The sequence below is a fragment of the Enterococcus sp. CWB-B31 genome, assembly GCF_020567645.1.
Lineage (GTDB): Bacteria > Bacillota > Bacilli > Lactobacillales > Enterococcaceae > Enterococcus_L.
Genome location: NZ_JAJDJW010000020.1, coordinates 32,158 through 50,914, shown reverse-complemented (window position 1 = coordinate 50,914; position 18,757 = coordinate 32,158). Strand labels below are relative to the sequence as shown.

The 18,757-nt window shown below is 39.1% G+C and carries 19 protein-coding genes; 17 read left to right on the top strand and 2 right to left on the bottom strand.

Features of this window, described 5'->3' with window-relative positions:
* Positions 1 to 14 precede the first annotated feature (14 nt).
* The gene (gene recN / locus LI954_RS14395; RefSeq protein WP_202064347.1) at positions 15 to 1,706 is read left to right on the top strand and encodes a DNA repair protein RecN; all 1,692 of its coding nucleotides are present in this window, start codon (positions 15 to 17) and stop codon (positions 1,704 to 1,706) included.
* A 290-nt stretch (positions 1,707 to 1,996) separates the two neighbouring features.
* Here the strand turns inward: recN and LI954_RS14390 are convergent, their stop codons facing one another.
* Together LI954_RS14390 and LI954_RS14385 are read right to left on the bottom strand one after the other, a co-directional pair.
* Positions 1,997 to 2,113, bottom strand: a complete 117-nt coding sequence (locus tag LI954_RS14390; protein ID WP_202064445.1) for a DUF4044 domain-containing protein — start codon at positions 2,111 to 2,113, stop codon at positions 1,997 to 1,999.
* A 58-nt stretch (positions 2,114 to 2,171) separates the two neighbouring features.
* On the bottom strand, positions 2,172 to 3,128 hold the full coding sequence (locus tag LI954_RS14385) for a magnesium transporter CorA family protein (protein WP_202064348.1): 957 nt from the start codon (positions 3,126 to 3,128) through the stop codon (positions 2,172 to 2,174).
* Between the two features lie 674 nt (positions 3,129 to 3,802).
* Here LI954_RS14385 and LI954_RS14380 point away from each other — a divergent pair.
* The 16 genes from LI954_RS14380 to LI954_RS14305 all read left to right on the top strand — a co-directional run bounded on the left by LI954_RS14380 (position 3,803) and on the right by LI954_RS14305 (position 18,608).
* Positions 3,803 to 4,174: a DUF3397 domain-containing protein gene (locus LI954_RS14380; protein WP_229442566.1), complete on the top strand. Its 372-nt coding sequence runs from the start codon at positions 3,803 to 3,805 to the stop codon at positions 4,172 to 4,174.
* A gap of 138 nt (positions 4,175 to 4,312) precedes the next feature.
* Complete coding sequence (gene mraZ, locus LI954_RS14375; RefSeq protein ID WP_202064350.1) at positions 4,313 to 4,798, top strand: division/cell wall cluster transcriptional repressor MraZ; 486 nt, start codon at positions 4,313 to 4,315, stop codon at positions 4,796 to 4,798.
* Positions 4,799 to 4,813: 15 nt separating this feature from the next.
* Positions 4,814 to 5,767 (top strand): 16S rRNA (cytosine(1402)-N(4))-methyltransferase RsmH, encoded by a 954-nt coding sequence (gene rsmH, locus LI954_RS14370; RefSeq protein WP_229442565.1) that lies wholly within the window; start codon positions 4,814 to 4,816, stop codon positions 5,765 to 5,767.
* 17 nt (positions 5,768 to 5,784) lie between these two features.
* Entirely contained in the window at positions 5,785 to 6,186 is a 402-nt protein-coding gene (gene ftsL / locus LI954_RS14365) for a cell division protein FtsL (protein WP_202064359.1), read from the top strand.
* Positions 6,187 to 6,188: 2 nt separating this feature from the next.
* Complete coding sequence (locus LI954_RS14360; protein WP_229442564.1) at positions 6,189 to 8,114, top strand: peptidoglycan D,D-transpeptidase FtsI family protein; 1,926 nt, start codon at positions 6,189 to 6,191, stop codon at positions 8,112 to 8,114.
* Positions 8,115 to 8,140: 26 nt separating this feature from the next.
* Positions 8,141 to 9,106, top strand: a complete 966-nt coding sequence (gene mraY / locus LI954_RS14355) for a phospho-N-acetylmuramoyl-pentapeptide-transferase (protein WP_202064362.1) — start codon at positions 8,141 to 8,143, stop codon at positions 9,104 to 9,106.
* 16 nt (positions 9,107 to 9,122) lie between these two features.
* Complete coding sequence (murD, locus tag LI954_RS14350; RefSeq protein ID WP_202064363.1) at positions 9,123 to 10,493, top strand: UDP-N-acetylmuramoyl-L-alanine--D-glutamate ligase; 1,371 nt, start codon at positions 9,123 to 9,125, stop codon at positions 10,491 to 10,493.
* A gap of 8 nt (positions 10,494 to 10,501) precedes the next feature.
* Positions 10,502 to 11,596 (top strand): undecaprenyldiphospho-muramoylpentapeptide beta-N-acetylglucosaminyltransferase, encoded by a 1,095-nt coding sequence (gene murG / locus LI954_RS14345; RefSeq protein WP_229444796.1) that lies wholly within the window; start codon positions 10,502 to 10,504, stop codon positions 11,594 to 11,596.
* Positions 11,597 to 11,710: 114 nt separating this feature from the next.
* Positions 11,711 to 12,658, top strand: coding sequence for a cell division protein FtsQ/DivIB (locus LI954_RS14340; protein WP_202064365.1), 948 nt, complete (start codon positions 11,711 to 11,713; stop codon positions 12,656 to 12,658).
* 149 nt (positions 12,659 to 12,807) lie between these two features.
* The gene (gene ftsA, locus LI954_RS14335; RefSeq protein ID WP_202064366.1) at positions 12,808 to 14,136 is read left to right on the top strand and encodes a cell division protein FtsA; all 1,329 of its coding nucleotides are present in this window, start codon (positions 12,808 to 12,810) and stop codon (positions 14,134 to 14,136) included.
* A gap of 26 nt (positions 14,137 to 14,162) precedes the next feature.
* The gene (ftsZ, locus tag LI954_RS14330; RefSeq protein WP_202064367.1) at positions 14,163 to 15,410 is read left to right on the top strand and encodes a cell division protein FtsZ; all 1,248 of its coding nucleotides are present in this window, start codon (positions 14,163 to 14,165) and stop codon (positions 15,408 to 15,410) included.
* A gap of 16 nt (positions 15,411 to 15,426) precedes the next feature.
* Entirely contained in the window at positions 15,427 to 16,104 is a 678-nt protein-coding gene (locus tag LI954_RS14325) for a YggS family pyridoxal phosphate-dependent enzyme (protein ID WP_202064373.1), read from the top strand.
* A 13-nt stretch (positions 16,105 to 16,117) separates the two neighbouring features.
* Positions 16,118 to 16,759: a cell division protein SepF gene (locus LI954_RS14320; protein WP_202064375.1), complete on the top strand. Its 642-nt coding sequence runs from the start codon at positions 16,118 to 16,120 to the stop codon at positions 16,757 to 16,759.
* Between the two features lie 15 nt (positions 16,760 to 16,774).
* Positions 16,775 to 17,053: a YggT family protein gene (locus tag LI954_RS14315; RefSeq protein WP_202064377.1), complete on the top strand. Its 279-nt coding sequence runs from the start codon at positions 16,775 to 16,777 to the stop codon at positions 17,051 to 17,053.
* Between the two features lie 21 nt (positions 17,054 to 17,074).
* Positions 17,075 to 17,857: an RNA-binding protein gene (locus LI954_RS14310; protein WP_202064379.1), complete on the top strand. Its 783-nt coding sequence runs from the start codon at positions 17,075 to 17,077 to the stop codon at positions 17,855 to 17,857.
* A 19-nt stretch (positions 17,858 to 17,876) separates the two neighbouring features.
* Positions 17,877 to 18,608, top strand: coding sequence for a DivIVA domain-containing protein (locus LI954_RS14305; protein ID WP_202064381.1), 732 nt, complete (start codon positions 17,877 to 17,879; stop codon positions 18,606 to 18,608).
* Positions 18,609 to 18,757 lie beyond the last annotated feature (149 nt).

The window sequence follows — 18,757 nt, the reverse complement described above, 5'->3', positions numbered from 1 at the left end:
CGGGGTGAAAAATTATGCTGCAGGAGCTTTCAGTAAAAAACTTTGCAATTATCTCCTCACTGGAATTGGAATTTCGGAAGGGAATGACTGTTCTTACCGGAGAAACCGGGGCAGGGAAATCGATTATTATTGATGCAGTGGGCTTGTTAACTGGAGGAAGAGGCTCCAGTGATTTTATTCGTCAAGGTGCATCTAAATGTACGTTGGAGGGGTTGTTTACTCTGCCTGCTAATCCGGAGTTAATTGCATTACTGGATGAACAAGGGATTGAGCAGGAAGAAGAAATGCTGATTCTGCAAAGAGATATTTTTTCCTCAGGTAAAAATATTTGCCGTGTGAATGGACGAATTGTTACCATTGCCACGCTTAGAAGAGTTGGTGAATTTCTTGTTGATATCCATGGACAAAATGAGCATCAGGAATTAATGCACAACGAGAAGCATTTAGGTATGCTTGATGATTTTGGCGGCAGTGATCTTCGTGTGATTAAACAGGAGTATACTGAAGGCTATCAGGAATACTGTCAGCTGGAGCAAAAGGTTAGGAGTCTTCAAAAAAATGAAAAAGCATTCGCTCAGCGTTTGGACATGCTCCAGTTTCAACGTAATGAGATTGAAGAGGCTAAACTGACAGCTGGTGAAGAAGAACAGCTGACAGAAGAACGAAATAAACTGGCAAATTTTCAAAAAATTGTAGATGTACTGGCTGGCAGCTATGAGGCAATCAACGGGGAAGAAAACAGCAGTTTGGATAAAATAGCCTATGCGATGAATGAACTGACTACCATTGAAACGCTGGATACTGAATATCAGGCTATATCAGAAACGGTTCAAAATGGATACTATCAGCTTCAGGAAGCAAGTGCAGATTTGTCTCGTCATTTAGGTCAGCTTGAGCTTGATGAAGGTCGTCTGGATGAAGTTGAAAATCGGTTGGAATTGATCAGACAGTTGAAAAGAAAATATGGGGAATCCATCGCTTCCATATTAGATTATTATCAGGAAATCAGCGAAGAGCTGGCTGAAAATGGGCTGCTTGATGGAAAAGCAGATGAGTTGGAGCAGATACTTGCTGAGAAAAAAGAACAGGTGCTGAAGCTTGGACGCAAACTCAGTCAAATACGTAAGGAAGCAGCAGCTGGTCTGGAAAAAAGTATTTTAAAAGAGCTGAAAGAGCTCTATATGGAACGAACGGAATTTCAAGTGAATTTCCAGAACAACTCGGAAGAGGTGCTGACAGAAGATGGATTGGATCAAGTGGAATTTTACATCACCACGAATCCGGGAGAACCTTTAAAGCCGTTAGTAAAAGTAGCTTCAGGAGGAGAGCTTTCTCGGGTCATGCTGGCACTGAAAACTATTTTTTCAAAGACCCAGGGTATTACAAGTATTGTATTTGATGAGGTGGATACTGGAGTCAGCGGGCGAGTGGCTCAGGCAATTGCTGATAAAATCTACCAAATTTCCAAAAAATCTCAGGTTTTATGCATTACTCATCTGCCGCAGGTTGCAGCGATGGCTGATTATCAGTATTTTATTTCCAAAGAAATCAGTAATAATCGGACAGAAACGAAAGTTCGCAGACTTACCGGAGAGGAACGTACGTCAGAGGTTGCAAGAATGCTTTCTGGAAGCGAGATTACTCCGCTGACAATGGAGCATGCCAAAGAACTGCTTCAACTGGCTGATAAGGAGAAAGCAATCTAACTAAACAGCGTAATAAGTTTAATACTTGTCTTTAAAGACAGGCTCAGTCCTGATCTGAATAGTATGATATAAGAAGAAGCGCTTTTCAATAAAAAAAGGGACTACTTTTGTACAGTCCCTTTTATTGTACTCAAAAATCCCAATGAAATGAACCCTTTCCGGTTCTTTCATTGGGATTTTATTATGGACTAATGTCACAGTCCCTAAAGCCGAATAAACTGTGTTCCAGTCTTTGTATAATTCGAGCCTTCGTAAGAAGCTTTGTCACAACCTCTGCTTGTATGCCCGATTTATCTCAGATATAAAATCGCAGTGATGATAGTTGAACCTAAAATTGCAATCAACATCAGCCAAACAACGAATTTTGTAATTTTCGAAAAGGTACTGGTTTTCTTTTTATTCATCATTCTCACATCCTTTGCCTCTTACAGTTTACAACCTTTTATGAAAATCATCAACAGCAATTTACAGGAGATTTCTCTTTTTTAGGAATCGAATCACACCAATACATACTATGGAAGTAATGATAAAAATCCATAAAAAGGCGTCTTCTCTGCTTGCAAACGGCAGTTTAACATTCATTCCGTAAATCCCTCCGATAATTGTCGGAATGGTCAAAACAATCGTCAGAGAAGTTAGAATCTTCATAACTATATTTAGATTATTGGACACTATAGATGAGAATGTACTGCTGATCTGGTTTACCAGTTTTAATTGAATCTTGGTTGTCGTCAGAGCCTGCTTCATTTCTACAAGTATGTCGTGAAGATGAGGCAGATGATCAAATTTTTGTGCTTCTTTTCGAGTATCATAGAGTTGTCTGATCACACTGATATTCTCAGAAATAGCAGATTCAAAATAGACAAGGCTTTTCTGGATATCCATCATTTGGTAAAGCTGACTGTTTTCTGTTGCAATTTTCAATTCGCCCTCAAGATCACCAATCTCAGTAATAATCTTTGCAAGAAAGCTATTATAATGTTTGGAAATACGCCAGAGCAGCTGAAATAAAATGGCATTTTTTGTTGATAGTTGGGACTGAGAAAGATTTTCTGTCCGAACCTCATTGATAAAGTCAGTTGTTCTGTTGGTAACTGTGATAAGCTTTTCGTTTTTTGCCTGTATGACTGCGCAAGGAAAAGTATCCAACTGCATATATCCGCTTGGACTCAATGAGGCTATTGGATATTGAACCAATATTAATGCTGGGTGTTCACTGGCATTTTGCCAGTTTCCTTCAGAACGTGCCATTTCTCTTTCATCAAGGACACTGGTAATATAGTCTTTCGGTAGTTCGTAGGTTGAGATCAAATGATCTGCTTCTTCTTTGGTAGGAGCCTCCGCTATAATCCACTGAACTTCAGGGCTGTCTTGAGCTGTGCCGCTGAAACCGGCTGTGTCCTTTTTTAAATATGTAATCAATTCTGCCACCTCTTTCAAAAAAATCAATAGATAATTTCATTATAAGCGATTGAGCCCTTGAATAGTAACTGAATGACTTGTAAAATGGTATTATTTAGGCATCAACTTTTAAAGGAAATGAAACATGAGTGTAAAGTAAATGCAGTATAGTTAAACTAGGAGCTGTTTGAAAACTGTGGAGGAATTCGAATTTTTCAGGAATTTTAGTTGAGGTCTAAATTTACCAAACAAAAAAGCCGACTCATTTTAACGTGTTCATTTTTCTGTAAATAATGGTTGGAAAAATAGGATATATTCTCGTACGCATACCGTCCTACTAACTTGTAACAGGGGAAGCAGGATGGTATGTGTACGAGAATGAGATTGATTTTATGGTCATAAAATCAATTCATTAATACAGAGTAGTTGTCAATGCTTTTTCGAATAGACGTGTTTGTATTGAGAATCGAACAATATGAGACTCATGGATGCAAGTCTTTTCTTTGGTGCAGTTTAGTAGAATTGTCAGTCCCGCGTCTGTAGGAATATTTAGTGGTATAGTATGTGTCCGACAATAAAAAGAATGTTGCCACATTCTTTCTTTAAATGGAGTTAGCTCATATCTATTTCTTTGAAAATATTCGCTGCTAGAGTTTTCAAACAGGTCCTAAGTGTTATGAAAGGAATTGTTCTGGATGGTCTCTTTTTCAATTATTATGCTTCTTTGGTATGTTTTTCCGGTGGCAGCTTTATTCGCATCAAGTATTCTTATTACAAGGCTTTCTCTTGCAGAACGCTACAAGGTGAAAGCTCCTGATATTGCGACGCCGTTTCTGTTGATTGGAATGCATGTTTTATCAAAGGATACATATAATCAATCGATCATTCCCTATATGTTTATTTCTATTTTATTATTAGGGATATGTGTGGCTCTTTTTCAGGCATACTATTATGGAGAATTGATTTATGGACGCTATTTTAAGATGTTCTGGCGTCTTAATTTTTTATTGGTTCTAGTGGTATATGCTTTATTAGTGTTGTCCAACATTAGTCATTATTTGTTTTAAAAAGAAAAAATCGCCCGGAAATCGCAGAACAGAAGCGTTGATTCCGTTTTCTGCAAAATATGGTTAAATGATGAAATGTTACAAAGTCTTTAAATAACAGTGATTTGGTATAAGTTTTTTGGTTTTAAGTGGTAGAAAGTGGTGGAATATGGTAGACTGTTTCTATCAAGTGGAAAAGCGGGGAATCCGACTATGTTGATGGGCGAATTTCAACATAATATTGATGCCAAGGGCAGATTAATTGTGCCAGCCAAACTTCGTGATGAACTTGGAGACAAATTCATTGTTACTCGAGGAATGGACGGCTGCTTATTTGGTTATCCATTATCAGAATGGACAATATTGGAAGAGAAGTTGAAAACAATGCCCCTTGCAAAGAAAGATACCCGTACATTCGTCCGCTATTTTTATTCGGCTGCTGCTGAATGTGAAGTGGATAAACAGGGAAGAATCAATATTCCTGCAACATTAAGAGCTCACGGCAATCTGGAAAAGGGCTGTGTGATTATCGGTGTTTCAAACCGGATTGAAATTTGGGATGAAGCCAGATGGGCAGAATTTTCAGCAGAAGCTGAAGAGAATTTTGATGAAATCGCTGAAACAATGACTGATTTTGGTTTTTAAGGATGAGGAGCATGCATGGTGGAGTTTCAGCATTATACTGTTTTACTAAAAGAGACAGTAGACGGATTGGCAGTTAAAAAAAATGGTATCTATGTAGACTGTACCTTGGGTGGTGCAGGACACAGTGAGTATCTCTTGTCCCAATTAGATGAAACCGGTCATTTATATGCTTTCGATCAGGATCAAAAAGCACTGGACTTTGCAGCAGAGCGACTGAAGAAATACGTGGATAAAGGAATGGTCACATTTGTTAAATCAAACTTCCGCTATTTGAAGGAACGTTTGAATGAGCTCAATGTCCAGCATATTGATGGAGCCATTTACGATCTTGGAGTCTCTTCCCCTCAACTGGATGAAGCAGGTCGAGGATTTAGTTATCATAAGGATGCACCGTTGGATATGAGAATGGATCAGAGTGCAGAATTAACTGCTTATGATATTGTAAATACATACTCCTATCAGGAATTAATTAAAATATTTTTCCGTTATGGAGAAGAAAAATTTTCAAAACAGATTGCTAGAGAAATCGAGCGGGTGAGAAGTAAACAGCCAATCGAAACAACTGGCGAGTTAGTTGACATTATTAAGACAGCTATCCCTGCTGCTGCACGCCGCACTGGAGGACACCCTGCGAAAAGAATTTTTCAGGCGATCCGAATAGCCGTCAATGATGAGCTTCGTGTGATTGAAGAATCACTGGAGCAGGCAATTTCTTTGATTAGTTTATCGGGGAGAATCAGTGTCATTACCTTCCATTCATTGGAAGATCGAATTGTAAAAAATATGTTTAAAGAATACAGCTCAATAAAAGATCTGCCGCCCGGGCTGCCGGTTGTACCTGAAGAATTTCAACCGGAATTAAAGGTGATTACAAGAAAACCTGTATTACCGGGAGCGCAGGAATTAGAAGAAAATAATCGCTCGCGAAGCGCGAAGCTGAGAATAGCTGAGAGAATAAAAGCAAATTAGGGGAAGGAGAGCAGAGGATGGCAGAATTGAAGAAATATGAAGAAACAAATTATATAGGAATCATGGACGAAGCAGTGATTGAAACAGAAAGTCCTGAAATAAAAATTCAATCGCCGGAAAATCTGCCATATTCTCCTAAGAAACGCCTAAGAAATGTTTCGCTTTTTGAAAAATTTCTCAGTATTGTTATATTGGCTGCGGCAATCAGTGTTGCGGTGTTGACAATCCAAGTCAGAACAGCCATTGTTCAGACAACAAATGACATCACCAATGCACAGGCAGAAATAAAGCTCAAAGAAAATACTGCTTTGCAATTGGAACAGGAAAAAAATGAACTTTCAAAAGCAGACCGTATTAAGCAAACTGCTGAAGAACAAGGCCTTTCAGAAATTGATGGAAACTTAAGGAAAGTGAATTAAGTATGAGTAAAGATAGCAGAATAAAACGATTTATCAGGAAAAAAAACTTAAATCCAACGAACAATCGAAAAAAGGTGGGCATAATTCTATTTGCTGCAAGTATTGGATTGTTCTTTTTGTTTGCCTTTAGATTATCCTATATCATCAGCTCCGGCGAAGTTGCAGGTGTTTCTTTAAAGGAAAAAACACAGGACTTATACACAGGCAGTACGGTGATAAAAGCTAAAAGAGGGGCAATACTAGATAGAAACGGTCAGATTATTGCGGAAGATGCAACTTCTTATTCCCTTTATGCAGTGCTGTCGGAAACATTTTTAGGACAGGAAAACAAAAAGCTGTACGCTCAGAAAAAGGATTATGAGGCTATTGCTGAGACATTGGATAAATATACGAATTTATCAAAAGAAGACGCATTGAAATACTTAAATGGCGGTACAAAAGAAGACGGTACAGTTCAATTTCAGGTGGAATTTGGTAACAATGGAAAGAACCTAACTTTGGAACAACGGCAAAATATTGAGAATGAACTTGAAACTCTTGGGATTGAAGGAATTTATTTTAATGATCATCCTGACAGGATTTATCCAAATGGTGTATTTTCCTCTCATTTTATTGGTTATACAGACCTTGCAGATCCAGATGATGAATCAACAGGACTAGTTGGAAAAATGGGATTGGAAGCAGCTTATGACAACATTCTGAGCGGGAAAGACGGAAAAATTGAATATCAAAGAGATGTCTATGGCAATCCGTTGCCGGGAACAATTGTTGAAGATTCAGAATCTTATGACGGTAAAGATATTTATACAACTCTTGACATTCGTCTTCAGACACGCTTGGAAGCTTTGTTAGACCCGTTCGTGGAAAAATATGAGCCTGAGAGCGTTACAACTATGCTGATGGAAGCTAAAACAGGAAATATTCTTGCTATGGCACAACGACCTTCATTTGAACCTGAAACAAAAGAAGGAGTAGATGAAAATTTTGTCTGGCGTAATGCTTTAATTGAGGATTCTTTTGAGCCGGGCTCGACTATGAAAATAATAACCGCTGCAGCAGCTATTCAGGAAGGTGTATTTAATCCAAATGAGCAATTCGCCTATCCTTATGGCGGTGTGGTGCTTGATGAAGAGCGCGATGTAAAAGTAAATGACTGGGATAAAGGGGAAAAAGGAGTACTGACATTTCGTCAGGCCATTTCCTGGTCCAGTAATGTAGGGATGCTTGAACTGGAAAGACGTATGGGTAATGACAAATGGAAGAGTTATCTTGAAAGTTTTAATTTCGGGAAGTCAACGAATTCAGGCTTGCCAAGTGAATCTGCAGGAAGTCTTCCAACAGATAATATTGTAGATATTGCGATGTCTTCATTTGGCCAGGCGGTTTCAGTAACAAACTTTCAGATGATGCAGGCTTTTAGTGCATTTGCCAATGATGGGACGATGCTGAAGCCTCAGTACATCAGCAAAATCAAAGATCCTCAAACCGGGGAAGAAACAGTAACCAAAAAAGAAGCAGTTGGGACTCCTGTCAGTGCTCAGGCTGTTAGTGATGTTCGAACATACATGATCGATACAGTTGAAGATCCGGATTATGGTATTGCTTATGGGGTATATACAGTACCAAATTATCGGGTTGCTGCGAAAACAGGAACAGCTCAGATTACTGAAAATGGGCTCTATTTAGACGGAGAGACTGACTATCTTTACTCAGTTGTTGAAATGGTACCGGCAGAAAATCCAGAATACATCTTATATGTAACGGTTAAACGACCTGCATACTATGATAAAACGATGATGTCTGAAATTGCAAATCCATTAATGAAATTAGCAATGGAGCTTAAAGATACAGATGGAGCCGCTGATACGGCAACAGCTGTAGTAACGGAAACACCCGAGTCATCTGAGGTTGTTGAAGGAAATGAATAATGTTGAAGTGAATTAGGAGAGATAATATGGAGTGGACACAGATTTTTATTCCCATAGCGTTAAGTTTTGCGCTGACTGTTTCGGTTATGCCAATATTCATCGGCTATTTTCAAATGAAAAAACAGGGACAGGTGACAAGGGAAGAAGGACCAACCTGGCATAATGTTAAGTCTGGTACCCCGACTATGGGAGGAGCGGTTTTTTTAAGTGCAGCTTTTATTACTGCGCTGGCGATCGCATTCTGGCTTAGACAATTGACGCCGTCTGTGTTCATCATGCTCTTCATTTTGGTTTTATACGGACTACTTGGTTTTTTGGATGATTTTATCAAAATATTCAAAAAAAGAAACATGGGATTGAATTCTAAACAGAAACTGATTGGTCAGATTCTTGGAGGTATTGTTTTTTATCTGGTCTATCGAACGGAAGGACCGTCGGGGACTCTGAGCTTGTTTGGTTTGACAGAGCTTCCTCTGGGAATTTTTTATGGAGTATTCATCATTTTCTGGCTAGTTGGTTTTTCAAATGCAGTTAATTTGACGGACGGGATTGACGGACTGGTTTCCGGTTTGGGAACAATTTCTTTTGGTACATATGCAATTATTGCCTGGAAACAACAGCAATTTGATGTTGTGATTGTCTGCCTGAGTGTTGTTGGCGGATTAATTGGCTTCTTTCCATATAATAAGAAGTCTGCAAAAATATTTATGGGGGATGTCGGATCTCTGGCGCTGGGCGGATTACTGGCGGCGATTTCAATTATTCTCAGACAGGAATGGACTTTATTGCTGGTTGGCTTTATCTATGTTTGTGAAACAGCGAGTGTTATGCTGCAGGTTTTTTCATTTAAAGTATTTGGAAAACGAATCTTTAAGATGTCTCCTATCCATCATCATTTTGAAATGTCAGGATGGTCTGAATGGAAAGTGGATATCGTTTTTTGGACAGTTAGTTTAATTGGCTCCGCAGTTACACTGTGGATTCTTTTCTAATGAAGGGGAAAAAATAATGAAGAAAATTACAACCTATGAAAATAAAAAAATTCTGGTACTTGGTTTGGCCAAAAGTGGAGTAAGTGCAGCAAAGTTGCTGCAGGAGTTAGGTGCATTGGTCACTGTTAATGATTTTAAACAATTTGATCAAAACCCTGATGCCCAAGATTTATTAAGCTTGGGTATTCGTGTTGTTACGGGAGGTCATCCGATTGAATTGTTAGATGAGGATTTCTATATGGTTGTTAAAAACCCGGGGATTCCATATTCCAATACACTGGTTCAGCGTGCACTTGAAAAAGGACTGCCGATTCTGACAGAGGTTGAACTGGCTTATCAAATAGCTGATTGTCCAATAATAGGGATTACAGGAACAAATGGGAAAACAACGACAACGACTATGATTGGTCTATTGTTGAATGCTGACCGTGCAGCAGGAAGTGCGCGGCTTGCCGGCAATATTGGTTTTCCTGCAAGTCAGGTAGCGCAGGAAGCTGTCTCAGAGGACGAACTGGTCATGGAGCTGTCAAGTTTTCAATTAATGGGCGTTGATACGTTTAAACCTGAAATAGCAGTGATTACAAATTTGTATGAGGCACATTTAGACTACCATGAATCTCGTGAAGAATATGTTCGGGCGAAATGGGCTCTTCAAAAAAATATGACAGCATCAGACTATCTGATCCTCAATTGGGATCAGGAAGAGCTGCGTCAGCTGAGTAAGATGACACAGGCAACCGTGATTCCTTTTTCAACACTTGAAAAAGTTCCAGGGGCATTCTGCGACAGTGGAAAACTTTACTATAAAAAAGAATATATTATGGAAGCTTCAGAGCTTGGGGTTCCCGGAAGTCATAACATTGAGAACGCATTGGCTGCAATTGCTGCAGTGAAATTAAAAGGTGTTTCAAATGAAGCAATCAGAGAAACTTTGAAAAATTTCAATGGCGTTCCTCATCGAACACAGTACGTAGGGGAGCTTCATGGTCGGAAATTTTTCAACGACTCTAAAGCCACCAATATTTTGGCAACAGAAAAAGCATTGAGCGGGTTTAAAAAGAACCAGCTGATTCTATTAGCGGGCGGTTTGGATCGAGGGAATGAGTTTGATGAACTGATTCCGTCTTTAAAAGGACTAAAAGGAATTGTCATTTTTGGCGAAACAAAAGACAAGTTGTATCAGGCAGCAGCTGCTGCTGGAATTAAAGAAATAAAACTGACTGAGAATGTTGAAACAGCAGTAAAAGAAGCCTATGATTTTTCAGAAAAAGATGATACTATTTTATTGTCGCCGGCTTGTGCAAGCTGGGATCAGTATCCTAATTTTGAAATACGAGGAGACAAATTTATGCAGGCATTTCAGCAGCTAAAACAAATAGAAAAGTGAGAAATCGAATGAAGATACTAGTGACAGGCGGTGGAACCGGTGGACATATCTATCCGGCACTGGCTTTTATCAATTATGTAAAAAAAATAGATTCCGAGGCTGAGTTTATGTATGTCGGCACAGAAAACGGACTGGAAAGCAAAATTGTTCCATTATATGGCATTCCTTTTGAAACAATTGAAATCCAAGGGTTTCGCCGTTCGTTAAGTCCTCAAAACTTAAAGACGGTTTATCTTTTTTTATCCAGTATTGGTAAAGCAAAGAAAATTATTCGTTCTTTTCAGCCTGATCTGGTTATTGGGACAGGGGGCTATGTCTCTGGTTCTGTAGTAGTAGCTGCCAAACAGTTGAAGATTCCTATAATTGTTCATGAACAAAACAGCGTTCCTGGAGTAACCAACAAATTTCTTAGTAGATTCGCTTCTCGTGTAGCAATTTGTTTTCCGGATGTGGCTGCTTATTTTCCAGATGAAAAAGTTGTGCTGACAGGGAATCCGCGTGGACAGGAAGTTGCGGATATAAAACAATCAGCCATTTTATCAGAATATGATTTGGAACCGGGACAGCCGACAGTTGTTATTTTTGGCGGAAGTCGCGGAGCTTTGAAAATTAATCAGGCATTTATGGAAGCTTTACCTTTTTTTGAAGACAAGCCGTATCAAGTCTTATATGCATCGGGTGAGCGCTATTTTAAAGAGCTTCAGGAAAAGTTAAATCTTTCTAAAAGAAAGTTCAATAATGTAAGTATTCAGCCATATATTGATAAAATGGCAGATGTCATGGGGAATACGCAATTGGTGGTAGGTCGAGCAGGGGCAACTTCGATTGCTGAAATTACTGCTCTTGGTTTACCGGCTATTTTGATCCCCAGTCCGTTTGTTACAAATGATCATCAAACCAAAAATGCTGAAAGTCTTGTAAAAGCGGGAGCAGCTAAATTGATTCCGGATGGAGAACTGACAGGACAGCAGCTGGTTGCTGCAATTGATGAAATTTTATTAGATGATGAAGTGCACAGAAAAATGGCAGAAAGTTCCCGCAAAGAAGGGATTCCAGATGCCAGCAAACGACTTTATCAGCTGGTGAAAGAGCTTGTTCAATGACAGGGGGTGTAGAAGATTAGCAGGAAGGACCTTGAGGAAAGAGAAAATAATCCTAATACAGCTGAAAGCGAAATTGTAAAGCTCACTCCATGGCAACGAGAAAACCTTGAATATATGAAAAGCAAGGGCACTGCTCCCATTTGGCATGAGGAAGAAAAAGAGTCTGAGGAGGAGGAGCCGGCAACAGAAGAGGTTGAAGAGGAGTCTGAAGAAGCATCGTCAGAGGCAGAAATAAATCTGGAGATAGAAGTCCAGCATGATACGTATGAATCTTTTGCTGATCGACTGCCGAATGTCAAAAAAGTACGAAATAAACTCCTGATTCGACGCTTGACACTGATTATCTCAATTGCTGTTTTAATTATACTTGTACTGGTTTATTTTGTTTCACCGCTGAGCAAATTATCCAAGATCACTGTTTCAGGGAATGAAAATATAAATGCAGAAACAATTATTGCGGATTCCAAACTTAAAGTAGAAAGTCCATTATGGGATCAATACTGGAACCGTTCTGTTTATGAAAAAAATATTGTGAGAACCTTTCCTCGAGTGAGGAAAGCAGTTATTTCATTTAATGGATTGAATACCTTTAATGTTTCGATCCAGGAGTATGAAGTTGTAGCCATTGAAGCTTCTGAGGGTTCGTATTATCCAATTCTTGAAAACGGGAAAATTTTACCGGACAAACTGGAAAACCAGCCTGGTGGAATGCCGGTATTTGAAAATTTTGAAGATGAAGAAATCATCAAGAATCTTATGGTATCCTATACGCAGTTAAGTGACGAACTGAAGGAGAAAATTTCAGAAATAAAATATGCACCCTCCGAATCAAATAAAGATTTGGTTAATCTTTATATGAGAGATAACAACCGGGTACTTGTAAACATCTCCCAGCTGGCTGAAAAGATGAGGTACTATGAACAGGTTGCTGCACAGATGTCGGAACCAGGTGTGATTGATATGGAAGTAGGTATTTACTCCTATTCATTTGAAACTGAGAAGAAAAATAATGAAATAAACGAAAGTACAGATACCAGCTCTCAAATCGTGGAAGAAGGATAGTAAAAAAATAAAAGAGAAAAAAGTAGAATCTTCTTTCTAAAAGACCTATCTTTATGGTAGAATTGAAAGAAGTGAGTATTGATAAAAATAGATAAACGAGCTGTAGGTTCGCTTACATATTGGATTAACTAGGAGGAGGAACACCATTCATGGCAAAAACAGGAATGTATGTAGGCCTGGATATTGGTACAACATCAGTAAAGGTTGTAGTTGCCGAATTTATCGAAGGCCAAATGAATATAATTGGCGTCGGCAATGCGAAGTCTGACGGACTAAACAGAGGGATCATTGTTGATATTGACAAAACAGTAAACGCAATTCAGCGTGCAGTAAGACAGGCTGAAGAAAAAGCAGGAATTCAAATTAAGAGTGTAAATGTAGGGTTGCCGGCGAATATGCTGGAAGTAGAAAACTGCCAGGGAATGATCGCTGTCAGCAGCGACTCTAAAGAAATCAATGATGAAGATGTACTAAATGTTGCGTCTGCTGCCTTGGTTCGTTCAACTCCTCCAGAACGTCAAATTGTTGCGATCCTGCCACAGGAATTTACAGTCGACGGCTTTGAAGGAATTAAGGACCCTAGAGGAATGATCGGTGTTCGTCTGGAAATGATCGGTGTTGTATTCACTGGTCCTAAGACGATCATTCACAATACAAGAAAATGCGTTGAAAAAGCAGGACTTGCAGTGAATGAACTGGTTATTTTACCATTGGCTCTGACTGAAACTATTCTTTCTGACGGTGAAAAAGAATTTGGAACGATTGTTATTGATATGGGCGGCGGTCAGACAACGACTGCAGTTATGCATGACAAACAGTTGAAATTTAATCACGTGAATCAGGAAGGTGGAGAATTTGTCACTAAAGACATTTCTATCGTATTAAATACTTCCTTTAATAATGCGGAAGCACTAAAAATCAACTATGGAGATGCTTTCCCCGAAAGAACATCGGTTAGTGAAGAATTTCCTGTAGATGTTATCGGTAAATCAGAACCTGTAAAAGTTGATGAACGTTATTTATCTGAAGTGATTGAAGCCAGAGTAGAACAAATTTTCAGAAAATCAAAAGAAGTATTGGATGACATTGATGCACTTGATTTGCCAGGCGGAATCATACTGACTGGCGGCGGCGCGAGTCTTCCAGGTGTTGTTGATTTGGCACAGGACATTTTTGATGTAAATGTGAAGCTTTATGTACCAAACCATATGGGATTGCGTAATCCTGTATTCACAAATGTAATCAGCATTGTAGAATATTCTGCCCAGCTGGCTGATATTTATCATATTGCCAAGGGTGCAATTCCAGGGAAAAAATCAACGCCTGCGCCTCAAATAAGTGTTCAGCAGCAGGAAGTTAATTATGAGAGCTACAAGGAAGAACCAGTGGAAATCAACTATGAAGATTCTGAATCGTCAGAGTCAAATGAAAAAGTAACTGGAAAAATCAAAGATTTCTTCTCGAATATCTTTGATTAATCACTAAAACAGGAGGATATGAAAATATGGAATTTTCTTTAGATAATAACATCAATAATGGCGCTGTCATTAAAGTCATCGGTGTCGGCGGCGGCGGCGGCAATGCTGTCAACCGTATGATTGAAGAAAATGTCAAGGGCGTGGAGTTCATTGCTGCGAATACAGATGTTCAGGCATTGAGAAACTCACAGGCTGAAACAGTGATTCAGCTTGGACCTAAATATACAAGAGGCCTGGGAGCCGGTTCCCAACCGGAGGTGGGTCAAAAAGCAGCAGAAGAAAGTGAACAGACGATTTCTGATGCGCTTCAAGGAGCGGATATGATCTTTATCACTGCCGGAATGGGCGGCGGAACTGGAACTGGTGCTGCTCCTGTTGTTGCAAAAATCGCTAAGGAGCTAGGCGCTCTTACGGTTGGCGTGGTAACTCGCCCATTTAGTTTTGAAGGACCAAAAAGAGGACGTTTCGCAGCTGAAGGGATCGCTTTGCTGAAAGAAAATGTAGATACACTATTGATTATTTCGAACAACCGTTTATTAGAGGTTGTTGATAAGAAGACGCCGATGCTTGAAGCATTCCGTGAAGCAGACAATGTGTTGCGTCAAGGGGTTCAGGGAATCTCTGATTTAATCACTGCACCTGGTTACGTCAATTTGGACTTTGCTGATGTGAAGACAGTCATGGAAAATCAGGGAACGGCTTTAATGGGAATCGGTGTTGCCAGCGGTGAAGATCGCGTGATTGAAGCAACGAAGAAAGCAATTTCTTCTGCTTTGCTGGAAACATCTATTGACGGAGCTGAGCAGGTATTGCTTAACATTACAGGCGGGCTGGACATGACTCTGTTTGAAGCACAGGATGCTTCTGACATTATCACAGCAGCTGCTACAGGTGATGTGAATATCATTCTGGGTACATCGATTAATGAAGATCTTGGAGACGAAATTCGTGTAACAGTTATTGCTACAGGAATTGATCCTTCCAAAAAGGAAAAACGTCATCAAAGACATCCGAGAAATAACCAAATTCAGACTGCTCAACAAGCACCTGTTTTGGATATGGAACAAGCAAGAGGTTCTCAACCTCAGCAAACTGAAGAAACAAGTGCATTCGGTGACTGGGATATCCGTCGTGAACAGAATGTACGTCCTAAAGTAGAGGAAGCATCAACTGAAAATGTCGAGAAGAAAGAGTTCGAGACATTCAATCGTGAAGAATCCGGACAAAATGATGATGAATTAAATACACCGCCATTTTTCCGCAGAAAAAGATAAGGGGTAGTATTGTCGTATGCTGGCAGATAATTTAAAAGAAATAAATGAAAATATCGAGCTGGCTTGTGAAAATGCCCATCGTTCAACGTCTGAAGTAACTTTGGTTGCTGTGACAAAATCTGTCGACAGTGAAACGGCAGAAAAGCTCGCTGAACTGGGCGTGAATAATTTTGCTGAGAATCGCGTAGATAAATTATTGGAAAAAATGGCAGCTTTGAAAAATTTTTCGTCTTTAAAATGGCATTTGATTGGTAATTTACAGCGTAGGAAGGTAAAATTAGTAATTAATGATATTGATTATTTTCACGCTCTGGACAGTTTGAGTTTAGCTGAGGAAATTCAAAAACGTGCAGATAAGATTATTCCATGTTTTATCGAAGTAAATGTTTCAGAAGAAGAAAGCAAACATGGAATAAGAAAAGAAGAATTAAAAGATTTTATCAGTCAGTTAGATAACATGGATAAGATCTGCGTTATCGGTCTGATGACCATGGCGCCTTTAAATGCTGATAAGTGTCAACTTCATGAAATCTTTTCAGAACTCAGACAGCTTCAGGTGATGATAAAGGATTTGCAGTTGAAGCATGCACCTTGTACTGAACTGAGCATGGGAATGTCCAATGATTTTCCTATCGCTGTAGAAGAAGGTGCGACATTTGTACGTGTTGGCAGAGGATTATTTAGAGGTGCGTAAAGGAGGGGAATCTATGTCAATTTTTAATAAGAATGCATTATCAAACTTTTTTGGATTATCCAGTGAAGATGAATACGATAATTACGACAGCTATGTGGAAAAAAGCGCTGTGAACGAACAACCAAGACAGCCGAGACAGCAGCCACGGCAGCAACAGGCGGTTCCTCAGCAGCAGACTGCTCAGCGTCAGGATTATTACAGATCCAGCTCTGAACCTTTGAGCGGTAAACCATCCGCTCGTTATCGCTCGACTGAGGAAGCGTCAAATCCAAACAATGGTAATAGGCATCAGACAAGATCATATAATGAGAAAAAGGTTGTCTCCATGCGCAATTCCAGTAATTCAGCCAATTCTCAGGAGTTCAATCATTCGGGAAAACCTGTGAAAATATCAATCATTGAACCTAGAGTTTATTCAGAAGCAATGAATATTGCAAAACATATTATCGTGGATGAAGCTGTTTTAGTGAATTTTCATTTGGTTGAAGAAAGTCAGGCAAGAAGGATTGTTGATTTTCTTACCGGAGCAGTCTATGCATTAGATGGCGATATACAGCGCGTTGGAGATGAAATCTTCTTGTGTACACCATCAAATATGGAAATAGACAGTGCAACAGCGCAGTCATTAGCTAAAAAACAAATGTTTGATTTTTAGTCTTAGGAGGTAAATATGCTCTTATTTATTCAGATTATCTATTTAATTAATAAAGCCGTTCAAATTTATTCATGGATACTAGTCATTTATGCATTACTTTCATGGCTTCCAGGAGCTTATAATTCATTATTGGGTCGAATCGTCGCAAGACTATGTGAACCGTATTTGAATTTGTTTGACCGACTAAATCTGAATTTTGGCATGGTCAGTCTCAATGTGGTAGTCGGCATTCTTGCATTAAATCTGGTAAGCTGGGGTTTAAATTTTATTGTGAGACTACTATTAGGATATTAATCGAAGAAGGGTGGTTTATCTATGAATGAAAATGTGTATCAGCATTTCCGTAAAGATGAGCATCCTTTTATTGATTCAGTCGGAGACTGGCTGGAAAGAGTAGAAGATCAATATGCACCTTATTTAACTGAGTTTTTAGATCCCAGACAGGCTTATATTGTAGAGACTATTATTCGTCAAGACAGTGAGTTATCTTTTCGCTTTTATGGAGGATATGAACAAGCTGAAAGAAAGAGATGTTTGATTTTTCCAGATTACTATGAGCCAACCATTGAAGATTTTAAAATCGAATTGTTTGAAATCGTTTATCCAATAAAATTTGCTTCCCTGTCTCATGGGAAAATATTAGGTACTTTGGTAAGTACAGGTATTAAGCGTGAGTATTTTGGAGATATCATTTCCGATGGGGAGAAATGGCAGGTATTTATTTCTGAAGAAACGATGAATTTTATTACTGCTCAAGTAGAGAAAATTGGAAAAGTAGCTGTGCGGCTGGAGCCAAGAAACTATACGAAAATCATTGTGCCAAAAGATGAATGGACAGCGGAAAGAACGACAGTTAGTTCCTTGCGATTGGATAATTTGATTTCAACAGTATACAACATCTCTAGACAGCGATCCAAGCAGCTGATAGAATCTGGAAAGGTCAAAATCAACTGGGCTGAAAATACTCGACCCGATTTTCCTTTGGAGTTGTTGGATATTATTTCTGTAAGAGGCTTTGGCCGAATACAGATACAGGAGTTAGAAGGTAAGACAAAAAAAGATAAATATCGTTTGTTATTGGGAGTACTGCGAAAATAAATGGATGAGGTGAAAAATTATGGCATTAACCCCACTGGATATTCAAAATAAAGCTTTCTCAACAAAGATGAGAGGGTATAATCAAGATGAAGTCGATGATTTTCTGGATCAGGTAACAAAGGATTATGAAGATTCCATACAGAAAGTCCGTGAACTGGAAAAATCTTTAAAACATGCTGAAGAAAAACTGCAGTACTTTAATGAATTGAAGGATGCTTTGAATCAGTCAATTATTGTTGCACAGGACACTGCTGATAAAGTGAAAAACAGTGCGACAAAAGAATCAGAAGTCATTGTTACGTCTGCTGAAAATACAGCAAATGAAATGCTTTCCAATGCAGAAAGACGTTCTAATGCATTGGTTACGGCTGCCGAAGATAAAGCAACAGAGATTTTAACAGAAGCAACGAACCGTGCAAGACAGCTGGCTGTGGAAACAGATGATCTCAAGAAGAAAACAAGAGTATTCCACCAACGCCTGACTCTAATGCTGGAAACTCAGTTAGAACAAGTGAAAAGCGAAGAATGGAACGATTTGTTAAAACCATTCTCAAGCTATGTAAGCGACTCGCATACAGTGATTCAGGAGGTTCTTTCAAAAGAACTTGATGAGTTGGAGGCAGATCCTGAGAAAGCACCGGAATCAATTGTTTCTCTTGAAGATGCGAAGAAGCTGAATGATGAATTATCAGAATCAATGAATTTTTTAGATGATGACTCTTCAGAAGAAGATTCAGTAAAAGACGAATAGAACAGAAAGATTAACAGTATTCTTTTAAGCGAGTCAATGATGGTGTGAGATTGACAGACCCTGCTGTTAAAAAGATCCTCTATTCATAATCAGATTTGAACGGGTAGTAGAATCTGGCGGGTGATTTCGTTAGCGATCATCAGAGGGAA